Source organism: Oceanobacillus sp. FSL K6-2867 (genome assembly GCF_037963145.1).
In the GTDB taxonomy this organism is placed as follows: domain Bacteria; phylum Bacillota; class Bacilli; order Bacillales; family Amphibacillaceae; genus Oceanobacillus.
On record NZ_CP150144.1, the window covers coordinates 1,515,212 to 1,533,852 of the forward strand.

The 18,641-nt window shown below is 39.3% G+C and carries 18 protein-coding genes and 2 other annotated features; of the genes, 11 read left to right on the top strand and 7 right to left on the bottom strand.

All coding sequences use genetic code 11. From position 1 onward, the window contains the following. Window positions 1-23 precede the first annotated feature (23 nt). Complete coding sequence (locus NSQ77_RS07465; RefSeq protein ID WP_339229991.1) at window positions 24-848, bottom strand: aldo/keto reductase; 825 nt, start codon at window positions 846-848, stop codon at window positions 24-26. Between the two features lie 188 nt (window positions 849-1,036). On the opposite strand from NSQ77_RS07465, the gene NSQ77_RS07470 reads away from it, so the two are divergent. Further along, window positions 1,037-2,803: a methyl-accepting chemotaxis protein gene (locus NSQ77_RS07470; RefSeq protein WP_339229993.1), complete on the top strand. Its 1,767-nt coding sequence runs from the start codon at window positions 1,037-1,039 to the stop codon at window positions 2,801-2,803. A gap of 100 nt (window positions 2,804-2,903) precedes the next feature. Here the strand turns inward: NSQ77_RS07470 and NSQ77_RS07475 are convergent, their stop codons facing one another. Both NSQ77_RS07475 and NSQ77_RS07480 read right to left on the bottom strand, forming a co-directional pair. Then, the gene (locus NSQ77_RS07475; protein WP_339229994.1) at window positions 2,904-3,488 is read right to left on the bottom strand and encodes a DNA-3-methyladenine glycosylase I; all 585 of its coding nucleotides are present in this window, start codon (window positions 3,486-3,488) and stop codon (window positions 2,904-2,906) included. Continuing rightward, the gene (locus NSQ77_RS07480) at window positions 3,460-4,299 is read right to left on the bottom strand and encodes a sulfurtransferase (protein ID WP_339229995.1); all 840 of its coding nucleotides are present in this window, start codon (window positions 4,297-4,299) and stop codon (window positions 3,460-3,462) included. Before NSQ77_RS07480 ends, NSQ77_RS07475 begins: the two co-directional genes overlap by 29 nt. A gap of 217 nt (window positions 4,300-4,516) precedes the next feature. Between NSQ77_RS07480 and pepT the strand changes: the two genes are divergently transcribed. Both pepT and NSQ77_RS07490 read left to right on the top strand, forming a co-directional pair. After that, window positions 4,517-5,746 (top strand): peptidase T, encoded by a 1,230-nt coding sequence (gene pepT, locus NSQ77_RS07485; RefSeq protein ID WP_339229997.1) that lies wholly within the window; start codon window positions 4,517-4,519, stop codon window positions 5,744-5,746. Window positions 5,747-5,998: 252 nt separating this feature from the next. Continuing rightward, window positions 5,999-7,033: a D-alanyl-D-alanine carboxypeptidase family protein gene (locus tag NSQ77_RS07490; protein WP_339229998.1), complete on the top strand. Its 1,035-nt coding sequence runs from the start codon at window positions 5,999-6,001 to the stop codon at window positions 7,031-7,033. 64 nt (window positions 7,034-7,097) lie between these two features. Here the strand turns inward: NSQ77_RS07490 and NSQ77_RS07495 are convergent, their stop codons facing one another. Together NSQ77_RS07495 and NSQ77_RS07500 are read right to left on the bottom strand one after the other, a co-directional pair. Next, entirely contained in the window at window positions 7,098-7,640 is a 543-nt protein-coding gene (locus NSQ77_RS07495; RefSeq protein WP_339230000.1) for an HD domain-containing protein, read from the bottom strand. Window positions 7,641-7,868: 228 nt separating this feature from the next. Next, entirely contained in the window at window positions 7,869-8,321 is a 453-nt protein-coding gene (locus NSQ77_RS07500; RefSeq protein WP_339230002.1) for a DUF2269 domain-containing protein, read from the bottom strand. Window positions 8,322-8,624: 303 nt separating this feature from the next. Here NSQ77_RS07500 and NSQ77_RS07505 point away from each other — a divergent pair, with 303 nt between their 5' ends. Then, window positions 8,625-9,173 (top strand): nitroreductase, encoded by a 549-nt coding sequence (locus NSQ77_RS07505; RefSeq protein WP_339230003.1) that lies wholly within the window; start codon window positions 8,625-8,627, stop codon window positions 9,171-9,173. Between the two features lie 51 nt (window positions 9,174-9,224). On the opposite strand, the gene NSQ77_RS07510 is transcribed toward NSQ77_RS07505, so the two are convergent. Beyond that, entirely contained in the window at window positions 9,225-9,416 is a 192-nt protein-coding gene (locus NSQ77_RS07510; RefSeq protein ID WP_339230005.1) for an SHOCT domain-containing protein, read from the bottom strand. Between the two features lie 76 nt (window positions 9,417-9,492). Further along, the gene (locus tag NSQ77_RS07515) at window positions 9,493-10,881 is read right to left on the bottom strand and encodes a VWA domain-containing protein (protein ID WP_339230007.1); all 1,389 of its coding nucleotides are present in this window, start codon (window positions 10,879-10,881) and stop codon (window positions 9,493-9,495) included. A gap of 689 nt (window positions 10,882-11,570) precedes the next feature. Next, window positions 11,571-11,812: a binding site (T-box leader), on the top strand. Between the two features lie 39 nt (window positions 11,813-11,851). Next, window positions 11,852-12,113 (top strand) — a binding site (T-box leader). A gap of 65 nt (window positions 12,114-12,178) precedes the next feature. Here NSQ77_RS07515 and trpE point away from each other — a divergent pair. From trpE to trpA, 7 genes are read left to right on the top strand one after another with little or no spacing between them, the layout of a single operon-like run. Beyond that, the gene (trpE, locus tag NSQ77_RS07520) at window positions 12,179-13,588 is read left to right on the top strand and encodes an anthranilate synthase component I (protein ID WP_339230009.1); all 1,410 of its coding nucleotides are present in this window, start codon (window positions 12,179-12,181) and stop codon (window positions 13,586-13,588) included. Next, window positions 13,572-14,174: an aminodeoxychorismate/anthranilate synthase component II gene (locus NSQ77_RS07525; protein ID WP_339230011.1), complete on the top strand. Its 603-nt coding sequence runs from the start codon at window positions 13,572-13,574 to the stop codon at window positions 14,172-14,174. Before trpE ends, NSQ77_RS07525 begins: the two co-directional genes overlap by 17 nt. Continuing rightward, complete coding sequence (gene trpD, locus NSQ77_RS07530; RefSeq protein ID WP_339230012.1) at window positions 14,158-15,183, top strand: anthranilate phosphoribosyltransferase; 1,026 nt, start codon at window positions 14,158-14,160, stop codon at window positions 15,181-15,183. Before NSQ77_RS07525 ends, trpD begins: the two co-directional genes overlap by 17 nt. After that, window positions 15,184-15,969 carry an indole-3-glycerol phosphate synthase TrpC gene (trpC, locus tag NSQ77_RS07535; protein WP_339230014.1) on the top strand — a complete coding sequence of 262 codons (786 nt, stop codon included), beginning with the start codon at window positions 15,184-15,186 and terminating at the stop codon, window positions 15,967-15,969. It begins immediately after the preceding gene. Then, window positions 15,970-16,584 carry a phosphoribosylanthranilate isomerase gene (locus NSQ77_RS07540; protein WP_339230015.1) on the top strand — a complete coding sequence of 205 codons (615 nt, stop codon included), beginning with the start codon at window positions 15,970-15,972 and terminating at the stop codon, window positions 16,582-16,584. After that, a complete protein-coding gene (gene trpB, locus NSQ77_RS07545; RefSeq protein ID WP_339230017.1) occupies window positions 16,585-17,784 on the top strand; it encodes a tryptophan synthase subunit beta in 1,200 nt (399 codons plus the stop codon). After that, entirely contained in the window at window positions 17,784-18,581 is a 798-nt protein-coding gene (trpA, locus tag NSQ77_RS07550) for a tryptophan synthase subunit alpha (protein ID WP_339230018.1), read from the top strand. Before trpB ends, trpA begins: the two co-directional genes overlap by 1 nt. Window positions 18,582-18,641: the final 60 nt, after the last annotated feature.

Sequence of the window (18,641 nt, forward strand, 5' to 3'; positions counted from 1 at the left end):
TTCTGCCACGTCGATCTACTTCTTTATCGTTTATTCATCTCATTTGGAACAGCGTTACTACGGATCCCTTTATCCAGCGATGCGATTTTTTCCATTTCTTCATTGCTTAATTCAAAATCAAATACATCCAAATTCTCTTTCATTCTTGATGGTGTAACGGTTTTGGGAATCACAACCATATCCGATTGTAAATGCCAGCGCAGAATAATTTGTGCAGCTGTTTTTCCCTTTTGTTTCGCTATCTCTTGTATAAGGTCGTTTTCCAGCACATCTTTTCCATTCATCAGCGGGCTGTATGCTTCAACATGAATTCCATGTTCCTTACAATAAGCACGTAACTCCTTCTGCTGTAGATATGGATGACATTCCACTTGATTGATTGCTGGTACTATTTCACACACTTCTAAAATTCGTTCCAAATGCTCGATATCAAAATTACAAACACCAATCGCTCTTACCCGACCGTCTTTGTATAGCTTTTCTAATGCCTGATATGTTTCAACATATTGGTCAAATTTCGGTGTTGGCCAATGAATGAGATAAAGATCAACATATTCAAGTCCTAATCTTCCTAAGCTTGCGTCAAATGCATTTAATGTGTTTTCATAACCTTGATCACTATTCCATACTTTCGTGGTAATAAAAAGCTCTTCTCGGGCAATACCGCTATTTGCAATTGCTTTTCCAACGCCAGATTCGTTTCCATATATTTTAGCTGTATCAATCGAGCGGTATCCAGCTTGTAATGCTTGGTCAACCGGAATTGACACCTCTTCGTCTGGAACCTTCCAAACACCATAACCTAACTGTGGCATTTGTATACCATTATTCAACGTTACATGTTGCATTTCTCATCTTCCCTTCCATCAGTATACAAAAACTATTTTACCTAACCAACGATAAATTAACCATTATTCTGAACTCAGCATTTCGGTGAATTAGATTTTTTTCACCCTTGTAAAAATTTTTAAATAATTCCCTTCATACTTTTGACCTATTATCCGATATACTAAACGGAGCTTAAGGGGGAGATAGAATGCAAATGAAAAAGAATCAACGAACAAAAAAGCAGAATTCAGCCAAAAAAACTGGAAGACAGCGGATATTTTTCATTCATAATATTAAGATTGGCAAAAAATATTTATATGCATTTATAGCAACAATCCTATTATTTACATGTTCAAGTCTTTTAGTCTACTTCCAATTGGAACAAGGACAGAGAGACGTAGAATCAGCTAATGAATATATTGACCGTGTGAATACACTAACAGAGCTATCATCTATCATTCAAGCTAAAGATGTTCAAATAGCTGACTACCTGCTAACAAGAAATGCAGTTTACATAGAGGCTTTTGAAAACTACCAAAGCCAGTTTAATGCAATTGTCGAACAACTTGAACCGATGCTGGCAAATGATGAACAACGTTCCATGTATCAGGAGCTTATTATATCTGATGCAGCGATTAACTCTACATTTACAGATAAAATGGTTACATATATGGAAAACGATCAGGCTACGCTTGCTAATACATTACGCGAGACGACATACAGATTTCGAACAGGTAATGTAGAGATTGTAGAGGGGCTTGTTCAGATGACGAAATCCGAACAATTGGAAGCAACGGAAAATGCAGCTGGAAGCATGAAAAATGTTACCGCAATCCTGTTCATTGCAAATATAACTACTATCGTCGCTGGAATTATTATTTTTACACTCATAAGCAGAAATGTGACATTAAACTTAAAGCGAATTGTTAAAATTACTTCAGAGGTAGCAAACGGTAATTTAACTGTTGCAAAACTTAATTACAATGGAAAAGATGAAATCGGACAATTAGCTTCATCTGTTAATCTGATGAAGGAAAATATGCAGCGAGTACTGCAAAATGTAACAACCGCTAGTGGTGCTGTTTCAAGTCGAAGTGAAGAACTAACACAAGCAGCTAATGAAGTAAAAGAAGGGAACACACAAATTGCCGTAACGATGGAGGAGCTTTCTTCTGGTGCAGAGACACAGGCAAATGGGGCATCTGACTTAGCAGAAAACATGAATGAATTTGTGAAAACGGTTATTCAATCTGAAAAGAGCGGTCAGGAAATTGCTGTAGCATCACAAGGTATACTCGCCTTGACAACAGATGGCACAACATTAATGAATGAATCTGTCCAGCAAATGCAACGGATTAATACAATTGTCTCCGAATCGGTTGATCGGGTGAAAAACCTTGATAAACAGTCAAAGGAAATATCAAATCTTGTTTCTGTTATTAAGGAAATTGCAAATCAGACCAACTTACTTTCATTGAATGCAGCAATTGAAGCCGCCAGGGCTGGCGAGCATGGAAAAGGGTTCGCTGTTGTTGCTGATGAAGTTAGAAAGTTATCGGAGCAGGTAGCTTCATCTGTATTAGAAATTACTTCTATTGTGAATGCCATCCAATCCGATACAAAGCATGTTGTTGAATCACTGTCTTCTGGTTATGACGAAGTACAGACCGGGTCTAGTCATATAGAAGAAACAAGATTAAGTTTTGATACTATTCAAGAGGCGGTTACTGCAATGGCAACTAAAATCAGTTCTATTTCAGCTAATTTAAAAGACATAGCTGGAAATAGTAATTCCATGAACCATCTTATTGAAGAAATTGCTTCTGTATCAGAAGAGTCTGCTGCAGGAGTTGAACAAGCAGCCGCTTCAGCACAGCAAACTGCAAGTTCTATGGAAGAAGTTTCTCATAGTGCCGATGAGCTTGCTGGTCTTGCAGAACAATTAAATGAACAGCTAACCAGCTTTAAACTCTAGTATTATAAAAAGGGCAGACCACAAATCGAGTCTGCCTATTGCTTTTGATTGCAGATCTAACAATAAATAATTTTCCAGCATAAAAAGTTATAACGTAACATTAGTCGTCCTTATACAAATAGCAATCCTTTGTATGATCGTTTACCATGCCAGTTGCTTGCATAAATGCATAGCAAATCGTTGGACCAACAAATGTAAAGCCACGCTTTTTCAAATCCTTGCTCATTTTTTCGGATTCAGTCGTTATTGCCGGTACATCTTCACCCGATAACCATTTATTTAAGATTGGAGTTCCTCCAACAAATTTCCAAATATAATGATCAAACGACCCAAATTCTTCTTGGACCTTAATAAATGCACGTGCATTTGTTATCACTGATCTTATTTTTCGTTTGTTACGTATAACCCCCTCATTTTGCTCAAGTTCAGCAATTTTAGCATCCTCGTACATGCTGACTTTCTTTACATCAAAATAATCGAATGCTTCCCGGTAATGCTCCCTGCGCTTTAATATTGTAATCCAGCTTAACCCTGCTTGCGCACCTTCCAGCGTGAGCATTTCGAATAATTTTCTATCATCATGAACAGGTCTCCCCCATTCATGATCATGATACTCTATATAAAGCGGGTCTGTTGTCACCCACGCACATCGTTGTTTATCCATCAGCTTCAACTTCATTTTCATCATAGGAAATCCAATCGCTGAAACTCCCCGGATATAGCTTGACATTCGTGAAGCCGGCTGATTTCAGCGCCAAAATATTCGGGCATGCTGACACACCAGAACCACAGGATACAATAATTTCATCATCCTTTGATAGATCAGAGAAATGCTGTTCAAGATCCTCTTCTTTTTTCCATGTGCCATCATCAGCTAGTAAGTCTTTCCAGAAATAGTTGACAGCTCCCGGTATATGCCCTGCTTTGCGATATAATGGCTCTGTCTTTCCCTGGTAACGTTCTGGCGCCCTGGAATCGATCAGTACAGCTGTATTTGTTTCTGTTTTTTCTTTCACTTCTTCCATATTTACTGTGTTTTCACTTTGAAGCACAGCTTGGAATTCTTTTGCTTTTAAAGAAGGTATCTCACCTGTTACTTCATTGCCTTCCTCTACCCAGCGATGATAGCCACCTTCTAAAATATATACTTTTTCATGTCCTATAGATTCCAATAACCACCACAGTCTTGCAGCAAACATCTCATTCCCCTGATCATAAATAACTACTGTCGTATCATTATCGACCCCGATGTTCCCCACTTTTGCAGCAAACATTTTTAAATCTGGAAGTGGATGATTTCCCCCATGCTTTTCTGTGCGAGCTGATAAATCCTTATCTAAATCCATATATACAGCTCCAGGCAAGTGACCTTTTAAATACATTTTTCTCCCTGCATCGGGATCATCCAATTGGAAACGCACGTCAACAATCACTGTGTTATTTTGGCCATTTTCTAACCGTTTTTTTAAACGACTGACACTAATTAAATGCTTCATGATTCTCCTCCTCATAGGTTTTCATATTATCAAAACTGGATTTCTAGCTTTGCAAAAAACTGTATTATTTTATCAAGTATATAGCATCTATTCGGTTACTATCCTATCCTAAACTTATTTCGACAAAAAGCCACTTATTCCTTTTTCTAATTATTTCGAGTTCCGTTATTTATTATGTTAAAATAAACATAATCGAAATTAAAGGAGCGAATCACAGATGAAGGAAGAAATCATTAAACGCTTTACTACATACGTAAAAATAGATACACAATCAAATGAAGATTCAACAACAATACCGACTACAGAAGGCCAGCTTCAGCTTGTTAACCTGTTAGCAGATGAATTAAAGGAAATTGGAATGGAAGACGTGGAAATTGATGAGAATGGCTATCTAATGGCTACCCTCCCTGCCAACATCGATAAAAATGTTCCAACAATCGGCTTTCTAGCACATGTAGATACTGCTACAGATTTTACAGGTGAAAATGTCAATCCACAAATCGTAGAAAACTTTGATGGGGACGATATCGTATTAAATCAGGAATTAAATGTTGTATTATCGGCAAATGAATTCCCGGAGTTACCAAGCTATAAAGGCCATACGTTAATTACTACCGACGGTACAACCTTACTTGGTGCAGACAATAAAGCAGGAATTGCAGAGATTATGACTGCGATGAACTATTTAATTCAGCATCCGGAAATCAAGCATGGACGGATTCGTATAGCATTTACACCAGATGAAGAAATTGGCCGCGGACCACATAAATTCGATGTCCCCCGCTTTGACGCATCATATGCCTATACGGTAGATGGCGGTCCGTTAGGTGAATTACAATACGAAAGCTTTAATGCTGCGGCAGCTAAAGTAACTTTCCGTGGTAATAGTGTTCATCCGGGTACAGCTAAAAATAAAATGGTTAACTCCGGTAAATTAGCTGCCGATTTCATTAACAAATTTCCAGATGATGAATCCCCAGAACATACAGAAGGCTATGAAGGCTTCTACCATCTTATTTCTGTTAATGGGGATGTAGAAGAGACAAAGGTTTACTACATTATTCGCGACCACGATCGTGAAAAGTTTGAAGCACGAAAAGCAACCGTAGAGCAATTCGTAAATGAAATAAAAGCACAGTATGGGGAGTCAGCTGTCCAATTAGAAATGAAAGATCAATACTATAATATGCGCGAAAAAATTGAACCCGTGAAGGAAATTGTAGAAATCGCAGACCAAGCGATGAGAAATTTAAACATCGAACCCATTATTGAGCCGGTTCGGGGTGGAACAGATGGCTCGCAGCTTTCTTATATGGGACTGCCTACGCCAAACATCTTTACAGGCGGGGAAAACTTCCATGGAAAATTTGAATATATTTCAGTAGACAATATGGAGAAGGCATCACATGTCATTATCGAAATCAGTAAATTGTTTGCTGCTAAATAAGACGTATTAAAATCAGGCCCACATGTTGGGTCTGATTTTTTCCAAAAGCCCTTAGAGAAACTTAGCAGCAATTCTCTCTATCTATAATTTTTCTGAATGATTCGCATTTTCCTCGTATATTGCCCTTGGGGTAGCATGTATGAGAAAATAGATAAAGCTTTTTTACTTCTGCCTGTCGTCATAAACACATAGACTAATAGTAGTGACTTTTTGGGCGCACTCTAGCAGCAGAAACACAAGGAGAGAATTTTAATGTTTAAGAAACCTATGTTGATTCTATTTCAAATTGTAATGATAGCATTCATTACGGCAGCGTGTAATACTCCCGAACAACCAAATAGCAATTCAAAAGAGCCTGAAGAAAAACCTGCACATTCAGAATCTAATCCCACAGATACAGACGAGTTCAGCGAAATCCCTGATGAATCACTGCAAAAAAAAGATTCAGGGGAAGAAGTAAAACAGCTTCAGCTCGCTTTAAATGAAATTGGATACGAGCTTAACCCCACTGGTGAGTATGACGAAACGACAACATGGGCAATTACGGATTTTCAATTACAACATGATAACATACTCGTTTCAGGGATCTATGATGAGGAAACAAAACAGCTATTAGAAGAGCTCATTAAAAATAATGATATCATTAAAGCTGGTGATGGCCTACCACAGAAAGCAGAGCCTGCGTTTACAAATTCGGGAACAGAAATTATTGCGAATCCATATGATCAACTTGGTCTCATAAATAAAGAACATGCATTACCAGATGATTATATACCAGAAGATCTCGTAATCCCGGATGTACCGTTCCCATTTGCAGAGGATCTTCCAAAAAAACAAATGCGGAAAGCGGCAGCCACAGCCTTGGAAGAGCTTTTTGAAGCTTCAGAGGAATCAGAGCTTGAACTTTACGCACAGTCTGGGTATCGTTCTTACGAAAGACAGGACGCGATCTTTGCAGCAAATGTAGATGCACATGGTGAAGAAGCGGCAAATAACTTCAGCGCTCGTCCAGGAGAAAGTGAGCATCAATCCGGCCTGACAATGGATGTTACAAGTCCAGGAGTCAATTTTGACTTAGTGATCGAATTTGGCGAAACAAAAGAAGGTCAATGGATTAAAGAAAACGCTGCAGATTACGGGTTTATTATCAGGTATCCAGAAGGAAAAGAAGACATAACAGTATATCAATACGAACCATGGCATCTCCGTTATGTTGGCGTAAAAGCTGCTCAGGAGATTATGTCACAAGGAATAACATTAGAGGAATATTTAGAAGCAAATGAATAAATAAATTGCAATCCTGTTTCCTGTAAACAGGATTTTTTATTAGTCCCTGGCTATAGTGGAAATCTTATTTCACCTCCCTAATCCAAGAGATTTCTTTGTGCAAATCCAGGTCAATCTGTGCGTCTAACACACGAATTCTTTCCAATGCATACGAGTCTTCAATCGTTTTATAATGATGTTTGCCACCGTTCTCTTCATCTGCTTCATCTGCCATCGCTACTACTTGCTGAAGCGGCTTTAGTTCGAGCTCGCCCTTTGGCAGATATGAATCAGTGTGCAGGAGAATTGCAACTGCTATTTCTTTTGCTGCTTGTCGGTCTTCGCCTATCCGAATAAGCAGCTTATGTGCACGACTTGCACCTTTAATTGCATGAATGTCATTCTCTCTGTAAAGATCATAATCCCATTCACCATCTCGATACCATGTGTAATGCCCAATATCATGTAATAGTGCTGCCTTCGTCGCTAAGTCCGGATTCACACCAAACTGTTTTGAAAACATATACGCATATTCAGCTACAGCAATCGCGTGGGCAATCCCTGAACGCTTTAGGTACTTCTGTGTAATTGGGTGAACGAAAACATGTTCCAATGTTACATTTCTCATATCTGAACGCTCTCCTTTCGATGTAATTATTGTAGTTAAAATTTCAACGACTATATCATAAATCTTACTTACTTGCAATAATAACCGATTAAATTATTTTAAAACATCGTCTAAAAAGCGGAATTGTTATACGAAAATAAGCATTTCTCGTAGGGGCCGTTCCAGTATATCAGCTATATGCGTACAGTCAAAAAAACGCTGCCCATCTGAGATAAACAGCGTCTTTCTTTAAAATGGCTTCAAAATCATTAATGCAATAATGATTAAGAAAATAATATTGGTTATATGTTCATAAAAGAATAGTTTACCAGCCAACGAATAATAACTCTCTGGGATTATTTCTCCCCTATGGGTTCTTAACAGATCTTTTATCGGCTTCGATTTTGGAGATAATACAAGTGGTCCAAATGCTAATGCAATCAAAAACAAACTGAGACTGAGCCAATACCATCCCTGTGCAAATAAATACGGATTAAGGAAACCCATCCAAATCCCAGTTACGAGTAATAATGTACCACCGACCATAGTATAAATATGTAATTGGTTACGGATAACAAATGCATGGCGAAGCTCCGTCATATTGCTTGCCTTATTCACGATTACAGCCATCACAAGACCTGGTCCCATTCCTAATATGGCAGAAAATATATGAATAAATAGTAGCAATCCATAAAATGACATTAATACAACCTCCTCTACCCATTATCATACACCTATTTAATTGGTGGAGGCTGTGATATCTGTCACCCCAAAAGCACATTACTTACTAAATATCATAAAAAACGCTTTGAAGTACAGTGTTTTGTTAATACATCATATCTTCTCCCTCTTTACCACAATAAACCTTTGTTATAAAAAAAGACGTACTTAGCTCTTTATATCACTTGGAAAAGTCCTTTAATCAACCAATTGCTTTTTATTAGTTTATCAGATACAATTTAAATGATAACAGTTATCAATTAACTAATATAGGGGTCGCTATATATGCAAAAATCAGAATTAGCAAAAATTATCCGGGAAAGACGAGCAATAAAAAAAGGATATAATGATAAAATAGTAACAGAAGAAGTAGTACTGGAATTATTAGATGATGCCATTTGGGCACCAAACCACGGCATGAGACAGCCATGGAGGTTTATTTTCGTTAATGCCGATCAAAAGCCTAGCTTTGCGAAAAAAATTGCTTCAACTTATCCTGAGGAAAGACAGCAAAACAGAGAAGATTATTTGAATGAGCCAAGCGCTATTTTGGTTGTCATTATGGATGAGCCGGATATTCCGAAACAATGGGATGAAAACTACGGCGCAATGTCTGCCATGATTCAAAACTTTTGGCTTCTTGCATGGGAAAAGAAGCTTGGTGTTGTCTGGAAGACGAACCCACATATTTATGATCCAAAAGTAAAAGAAATCCTTGGTGTAAATGCTAACGAAAAAATTGTTGGTTTTCTCCATATGGGCTATTTTGATCAGCTTCCAGAAACGAAAGACAGAATTTCAGCAAAAGCAAAATTCAGTTTATTCAAAGGTTAATTATGGCAAAAAAACGAGCGGCTAAGATTAGGTATAATCACTGCCGCTCATTTATTTCCCGCGTCTTCTTTTAGCTTCCTCAAAATCATCCTCGGTAATTTCTCCGCTTTCCAATCTTTTTTTCATCATTTCCAGCGAATCATCTTCCCTCGTTTGGGATTTTTTCGCTCTAAATTTGCTCAAAATAATGATAATGATGATGAATATAATGATGGTTACAGCAAATCTCACAATTAATTCCACAGGCATCACCCTCACCTCATTATGCATTATTCCCTTTTCCTAAATCTTTTAATCTGAAACCATAAGGATTGCAGTGTTAATTCATTTTATTATAATACTCTGTCCATTTCTCTGTTCCGGTCTCATAAAAATAGCGCCATGCAGCATTTCCATTTTCATAGGCCGCTCCCCAGTTTTCTGTTTGATTATCGTATCCATAGCTCCAAATCGTTGTCGAACGATCGTAGAATAGACTCCACAGATTATCCGCGTTTTCGATTTGTCGTTCAGTTGTTAAATAGTTTATCAGTTCCTCTGCCCGGTCAAATTCCAGCTCAGATTTCTCCATAATAGCGTAACCTGTTTCATCCGCTTGCTCCATCAATTGCTTTGAAAGCTCATCAGCCCGTTTCATACCTTCTTGCTGCCATGCTTCCCATGCCTCTTGCAGCCGGTTATATTCTTCTTCCCAATAATCTTCTAAGTCCTGCTTATTGCCCGCATATGTGAATTCACCTTTTCCGGCTTTTGCAACTTGCTCTAATAGTTCTTGGGCCTCATCATCAACCTGGAAACCTATAATATTAATAATCGGCTGAACACCCTTTTGATTTAATTTTTCAGCAGCCTTAATAGGATCTCCATCACAGGTTTCGATCCCATCACTTACAACGTAAACAATAGCAGTTGACGCATTTTCAGGAATATCTTTTTCTACTGCTTCCAGGGCATTTGCAATTGGTGTCCATCCAGCCGGCTGGACTGATTGAAGTGCATTCATAAACTTCTTTTCATTCATTTCCCCATTGTATAGGGACTCTGTCGCATTGCATGATAGCTTTTTATCAGCATCTGCTCCTGTTCCCTCATGACCATAAACGCGCAATGAAACGGTACTGTTCTCTGGTAATATATCAATAAAATTGCCAATTGCTTCTTTTGCCAATTCCATGCGTGTTGTGCCATCACTTTGATTATTCATACTGCCGCTTGCATCTAATAAAATCGCAAAGTGAGATGTTGAGGTAGCCATCTCATCAGATGGTTCCTCCAGGTCTTCATCCGGTTTATCCACATTAATCTCAACCGTTGGATCAAACGTTACAAATGTCTCCACTTCCTTATGATAATCTTCACGGATTAATCGTAAAAGCGCTGCTTCCAGCTCTTCCTCTGTCAAATCATCTGGCAATTGAGCGAGCATCTCCTTTGCAGCAGCTAAATCATATTTGTCCCCACTGTATAATCCAGGTTCCACAATCAGTTCCTGTTCCAGCTCGTCTAAATCGCGGGGCAGATCTTCTAATGAATATGATTCAACTTCTGTTTGCCACCATTCAGTTTCCTCTTTTTCTTCCGCTTCTTCTGTCTCTGCTTCTGTTTCTTCCACTTGCTTCTTATCGTCTGATTCCGCGTCTTCTTCCGATTTGCTGCAAGCAGAAAAAACAAATAGAAAACACAATAAAAGTATGATTGCTTTTTTCATAATAGACTCCTTTGACCAATAAATATGTATACATGTTATTATACTAGAAAATTACCTAAAATTATAAAAATTTTTTGTTTCTTTTTATAAGTTAACTTTTTAATTGAGCCCTCATTTCAAAACTGGTATGTATCTAATCGAGTCATTACAAATTAATTGACTATATAATATATATAAACTTCTAACTAACTGCTAAGGTATGAGTAAGCCCCGCCGTCCGGGATTGCTTCGGGCGGATGCTTTCCGTGGGCACGGCTTCAGCCTCTCCGGAAGAAAACCACTTCCTGCGAGTCTTCAGACACGTGCTGTTCCCACAGGACAAGGAATGCTTCGTCAGCATTTACATCCTATTTTCGAGGAGTCACCGCCTTCCGCTCACCCGGACTGGTTAAAATGAAAACTTTGTTTATGTTACTACTGTGGAATGTAGCAAAGCAAAATTAGCGGAGGTAACACACGCAGACTCCTGCGGGATACGTGGCCAGAGTGAGACTCTGAAGAACGGAGTTCGAAGAGCGCCGGGACACCCGCGAAAAGCGGAGTGTGTTTCCGGAGCGGGTATACGCACATACCGTAATTGCACTAATCCGGAGTTTCTTTCAAATACGATTTATAAAAAGAAAAAGTCAGAAATAACCCTTGACTTTTATTTCAAACTATTCTAGTATTGATTCCAATAACTTAAATCAACTTAAGCAATGACGAAGAATAGTAATCTATTTTGACACTTTAGAGAGCTGGTGGTTGGTGCAAACCAGTGTGATCGTTTAGATGAATGGGCTTCTGAGCTTCCAAACCGAACCAATTGCAGTAGGCTTTGGCGAAATGTCTCATCGTTACAAGAGACAGATATCAAGCATGGTTGCTTGATATTGCTAAAGTGAGCTGTTTTCAGCTAATAAAGGTGGTACCACGGTCCCTCGTCCTTTTTTGGATAAGGGATTTTTTTGCGTTTCTAATAAACTAAATACCTAAATCTTTGAGTAAGAGGAGTAGGCAGCAATTAAAGCGTTCCAGAGAGCTGGTGCAGGTGGAATTCCAGTACGTGGATTGTTGTTGAATGGACTTACGAGAGGTTTCCTGAACATTTGAGTATGGAAACACGGAATTCCGCCGTTATACGGATAGGATATCGGATGAAGTTAAGCTGCAATGTTGGCATCCCGTATCCGAAAAAGATGAAAGGTTTTTCTTTCAAGTGAGGTGGCACCGCGGTCACATACGTCCTCTATAGACACATTCGATTTGTGTTTATAGAGGATTTTTTTATTTTCAAAAATAGAAAGGAATGAACAGAATGCAGGTAACCAATAAAGCTTATACGTATAAGAAAATAGATGCTGCTGGGTTAACTCCGATACACATATTCAAAAATCTCGCAGGTAAAAAAAGATTCCTGCTGGAAAGCACGTTCCAACATGAACAAAAGGGAAAATATTCCTTTATTGGTGTAGATCCTTACCAAGAAATTGTTGGTATGGGAAATAAAACAACAGTTCATCACTGTGAAAAAAACACGATTGAAATCCAGCCAGAACATGCGCTCAACCATATCAAAAAGCATATGCCTAAATTTGAAACAGACTTGCAACTCCCTTTTTTCGGGGGAGCCATTGGCTATATCGGCTACGATTCAATTCGGCAATTTGAAGACATTGGTAAGTCCCTGCCAGATGACCTGAATATGCCTGATATTCATTTCATGCTTTATCAAAATGTTATTGTATTTGACCATACAGATAATGAAATTTATTTGATTGCTATGAATCTGGATAATCAGCCGGAAACCGTATTAGATGCACGTATTGAGTCATTAGAGAAATCATTAAACAACACGGAAATTCATAGCAAACTGAGATTCAGTCCAATTGAGTTCGAAGCAGAAACGACTTCAGAAAGCTTTCAAGAAAAAGTAAAAATAGCAAAAAAGCATATTAAAGAAGGCGATATTTTCCAAGTGGTTCTATCACAGCGTATGACAGCGACGATTGATGAGCATCCTGAATTTCCTTTTTATTTTTATGAAAAGCTCAGAACAGCAAACCCTTCACCATATATGTTTTTTATCGACTTTGAAGATTATGTAATTTTAGGTGCTTCCCCAGAAAGTTTAATTCAAACGACTGGTAATGAAATTATTACAAATCCGATTGCAGGTACCAGAGCACGTGGAAACACACCGGAAGAGGATGAGGCACTGATGGAAGAACTGCTTGCCGACAAAAAGGAAATCGCGGAGCACCGGATGCTTGTTGACCTAAGCAGAAATGATCTTGGCCGCGTTTGTGAAATCGGCAGCATCACGATTCCGACCTACATGAAAATCGAGAAATATCAGCACGTGATGCATATCGTCTCTGAAGTTAAAGGAAAATTAAAGAAGCATTTAACTGGAATTGATGCTCTTATTTCCTGCCTGCCTGCTGGCACAGTCTCCGGAGCCCCTAAAATAAGGGCGATGCAAATTATAAACGACCTTGAGGATAAAAAACGCGGCGCATATGGTGGCGGAATTGGTTACATAAACTTTAACCATGACTTGAATATTGCCCTTACAATTCGATCGCTTATTCTTAAAAATAAGAAAGCATATTTACAAGCAGGTGCAGGTATTGTGTACGATTCGATACCGGAAAATGAATATCAGGAAACATTAAATAAAGCAAGATCACTAATGGAGGTGCAGAAAGTTGATTCTTTTAATTGATAACTATGATTCATTCACATATAACCTATATCAATATTTTTCGGAATTAGACCTTGAAATCCAGGTTATTCGCAATGATAAAATTCCCATTGCCGAAATTGAAACGCTGGAACCGGAAGCGATTATTATTTCTCCTGGACCTGGTTTACCAGACAAAGCAGGTATTTGTATTGATCTCATAAAACACTTTTACAAATCTACTCCAATATTAGGAGTATGTCTCGGCCATCAAGTTATTGGAGAAGCATTAGGAGCAAAAGTCGTTCCTGCAAAGCAAATTATGCATGGCAAAACCTCTCTCGTGGCTCATCAGAATGCTGGGGCTTTCAAAGGTTTGCAAAACCCAATTGAAGTCATGCGCTACCACTCCTATGTAGTTGATCGTGACTCACTTCCGCAAGAACTTGAGGTTGTAGCCCATGCACTTGAGGATGGAGAGATTATGGGACTCAAGCACCGAGAATTTCCACTTTACGGCCTGCAGTTCCACCCAGAATCGATCGGTACACTATCAGGAAAAACAATGATTCAAAACTTTATGAAAGAAATCAGAAAGGAGTATTTAACAAATGAAACCGTATCTTAAAAAATTGATGAATCGTGAACATTTAACAGCAGAAGAAATGAAGGATGCTGCAAATTACTGCTTTACAACCGATGTGACTGAATCCGAAATTGCTGGATTTCTAACTGCGTTACAGATTAAAGGAGAAACCGCAGATGAAATTGCTGGACTTGTTGAAGTAATCCGGGAGAAGTCCTCCTTCCAAACGAGTCCAATCCAAGATGCAATGGATAACTGTGGTACCGGTGGAGATGGGTCCAACAGTTTTAATATTAGTACCACCTCTGCATTTGTTATCGCAGGGGCTGGCGTTACAGTTGCAAAGCATGGAAACCGAAGCATCTCCAGCAAAACTGGAAGTGCCGACGTCCTGGAACATCTAGGTGTCTCCCTTTCATTTTCCAACGACCATGTCAGTGAAATGCTTGCAGAAAATAAAATTGCATTTCTATTCGCTCCACATGTTCATGAAGCACTTCGCCCTTTTTCAGTCGTTCGGAAGCATTTGGGACTGCCAACAATATTCAATGCAATTGGCCCACTGACAAATCCAATTGAGCTTGATACCCAGCTGATCGGTGTATACCGTAAAGATTTACTGCCCATTATCGCTGAAGCTGCAAAGAAATTAGGCAGACGTCGAGCTGTTGTCGTTAACGGTGCTGGTTCAATGGATGAAGCTTCCCTGGCTGGAGACAATCACTTGATTATCCTCGAGAATGGGAAACTCTCTGAAACAACCATCCATCCAGAAGAGGTTGGCTTATCCGTTTATCCAAATAAAAGTATCCGCGGTGGGAACGCGAAGGAAAATGCAGAAATCCTCAAATCTGTTTTAAACGGGACCCCCGGGCCATACTTGGATACAGTTTTATTAAATGCAGGACTTGGCTTATTTACAAATGGCAAAGCAAACAGTCCTCAGGATGGAATTGAATTAGCACGAGAAAGCATCCAATCAGGTGCAGCCTTAGAACGTTTACAGCATTTAGTAGCATACAGCAAAAAAATTCCAAGTGGGGTGTATTAAATGACTTTCTTAGCAAAAATTTTAACCGAAAAAGCAAAAGAAGTTGCAGAATTGAAAACAAAAACAATTGAGCAAAGGAATCATTCTCCAGTTCCTACTTTCAAAAGCAGGGTAAAAGGTGCAGCACATATGAATATTATTGCTGAAATTAAACGATCCTCCCCATCAAAAGGAGCGATTCATATGTCGGTGGATCCCGTTACACAAGCGAAGCAATATGAACAGTCCGGTGCCGCTGCTATTTCTGTACTGACAGACGAACCTTTTTTCAATGGCTCAATGGACGATTTACGAGCTGTTCGAGAAGCTGTAGCTATTCCAATTCTATGTAAAGACTTTATCATTGATCCGGTTCAAATTGATTATGCGAAAGCTGCCGGGGCAAACATTATTTTGCTTATTATTGCCGCCTTATCCAAAGAACAATTTACTGAGTTATACAACTATGCAACGAGCCATAATCTAGAAGTACTCTGCGAGGTTCATAATGAAGAAGAATTAGAGCGGGCATTGAAAGTAGATCCAGAAATTATCGGCATTAATAATCGGAATTTGAAAACATTTGAAGTCAACCTTGAGACAACCGATAAGCTTGCAAAGCTGATAACAAAACAAGAAACGATTCTGATTAGTGAAAGTGGAATGAAGACAAATGAGGATGTATTGCGGGCTGCTGATGCAGGAGCAAATGTCGTCCTTGTCGGCGAAACACTGATGCGATCAGACAATGTAGATGAGACATTCAAACAGCTGCAAATTCCCCTGCCAGTAAGAGGAGTGAACTAAATGATCGTCAAAATATGCGGCATTACTACAAAGGAGGCAGCTGCTGCTGCAGTAAAATCTGGAGCTGATTATATCGGTTTTGTTTTTGCCAGGAGTTCGAGGCAAATCTCTCCCGAGGAAGCTGCGATTATTGCAAACTCTATCCCTTCTTCCATTAAAAAAGTTGGTGTTTTCGTCAATGAAGCTGCCGAAACGATGAAGGAGATTGCCCAGATGGTCGGCTTAAATACGATTCAATTGCATGGAGATGAGCCTCCCGCGATCGCTCAGCAACTGCCATATGAAATTATTAAAGCATTTCCTGTTAACAAAAATACACTAACTTCCATTCGTACTTATCCTTGCGACTATTATTTGCTTGATAGTCTCGTAGATTCCCGAAGAGGCGGAAGCGGAATTGCCTTCGATTGGAGTCTAGCTGATCAGCTATCCATCAATCGTGAAAAAATCATGCTGGCAGGCGGGCTTACTCCGGACAATGTGGCCAAAGCGATCAGCACCGTACGCCCTGCTGCCGTTGATGTTTCCAGCGGTGTGGAAACAAATAAAGAGAAGGACCTAAATAAAATAGAAAAATTTATAAAAAATGCAAAAACAAAAGAAAGGGTGTCATAAATGTCAATCTATACCATGCCAAACGAGGCTGGAAAGTATGGCCAATTCGGAGGAAAGTTTGTTCCAGAGCTATTAATGCCAGCAGTCATCGAATTAGAAGAAGCCTATGAAAAGGCAATGAAGGATCCTGAATTCATCCAGGAGCTAAACTACTATTTAAAGCAATATGTCGGGCGGGAAACACCATTATATTATGCAGAGAAACTCACCAAAGCACTTGGTGGTGCTAATATTTATTTGAAACGAGAGGACTTAAACCATACAGGTGCACATAAAATTAACAATACGATTGGGCAGGCATTGCTAACTTTAAGAATGGGCAAGAAAAAGGTTGTTGCTGAAACAGGAGCGGGCCAGCACGGTGTCGCAACAGCAACCGTTTGTGCATTACTTGGGCTAGAATGTATTGTCTTTATGGGTGAAGAAGATATCCGTCGTCAAAAGCTCAATGTGTTTCGTATGGAATTGTTAGGTGCTGAAGTGCGTGGAGTTTCTCAAGGCAGTGGAACTTTGAAGGATGCTGTTAATGAGGCATTGCGTTACTGGGTTAATCATGTCGATGATACCCACTATATTATCGGATCTGTTGTTGGTCCGCACCCATTTCCGAAGATCGTTCGTGATCTTCAATCTATTATCGGGAAAGAAACAAAAAAACAAATCCTCGATCAAACTGGTAAACTGCCAGATGCAATCATCGCCTGTGTCGGTGGCGGCAGTAATGCAATGGGGATGTTCTATCCATTTATTGAGGATACAGATGTAAAAATATTCGGTGTAGAAGCTGGAGGCGCTGGTCTTGAAACAAATCAGCATGCCGCAACTCTAACTGGCGGCGAAGTCGGTGTGTTGCATGGTACTTTAACTTACTTACTCCAAGATAAAGAAGGATTAATCGAGGAAGCCTTCTCTATCTCTGCCGGACTTGACTATCCTGGTGTTGGGCCTGAGCATAGTCACTTGCATGAAATAAATCGGGTGAATTACACATCCATTACAGATGATGAAGCACTTGAAGCTTTCCAGTTTTTATCCAAAACAGAAGGAATTATTCCTGCACTAGAAAGCGCACATGCAATTGCATATGCAATGAAGCTTGCGAAAGAAATGCCACAAGAAGACAATATCGTCGTTTGCTTATCAGGACGTGGAGATAAAGACGTCGAACAGGTAAAAAACAGGATTGGAGGGAACATGTAATGGGTAAAGCAAAGTTAGAACGTATACTGGAGGACAGAATAAATGCGAATGAGAAAATCTTCGTTCCTTATATGATGGCTGGGGACGGCGGACTCAATCACTTAGAAGAAACAATACACTTCCTACAAGATTGTGGGGCTGCAGCAATTGAAGTTGGTATCCCCTTCTCCGATCCTGTTGCAGATGGACCAATTATTCAAGAGGCTGGTATCCGTGCATTACAGGATGGAACAACTCTAGCAACAGTTATAAAAAAACTAGCAGCCTTTAAGGATAATCGTTCAATTCCTATTGTTATCATGACTTATTTAAACCCAATTCTAGCATACGGGGTTGACCAATTTGCCAAGGATTGCTTTGAAGCCGGGGTTGATGGCGTCATTATACCTGATATACCGATGGAAGAAGAAGAGATTGTAGCTGGTGCTTTATATGATCAGAGCATTGCTTTTATTCGCCTTGCAGCAATGACAAGTTCAGAAGAACGCTTAATAGAATTAGCAAAACGTTCAGAAGGGTTTCTCTATGCGGTTGCTGTTAAAGGGACAACAGGAGAGCGTGAATCACACGATATGAAAGTGCATGATTATTTGAAACTTCTTAAGAAGAATAGTTCTATCCCTGTTCTTGCAGGGTTCGGTGTCTCAAATTCCGAGCAGGCACAGGAGCTTTCAGAAGCATGTGATGGTGTCATCGTTGGAAGTAAAATTGTTCAGCTGCTGCATGAGGGAAAACGAAAAAACATCCAGCAGCTAATAAAAGGAAGCATTCAAACAAACATGCATAAAGTTCGGTAAAACACACATATCAGGTTAGTTTGTACGTGAATACGAACTAGTATAAAAATTCTTAACGCT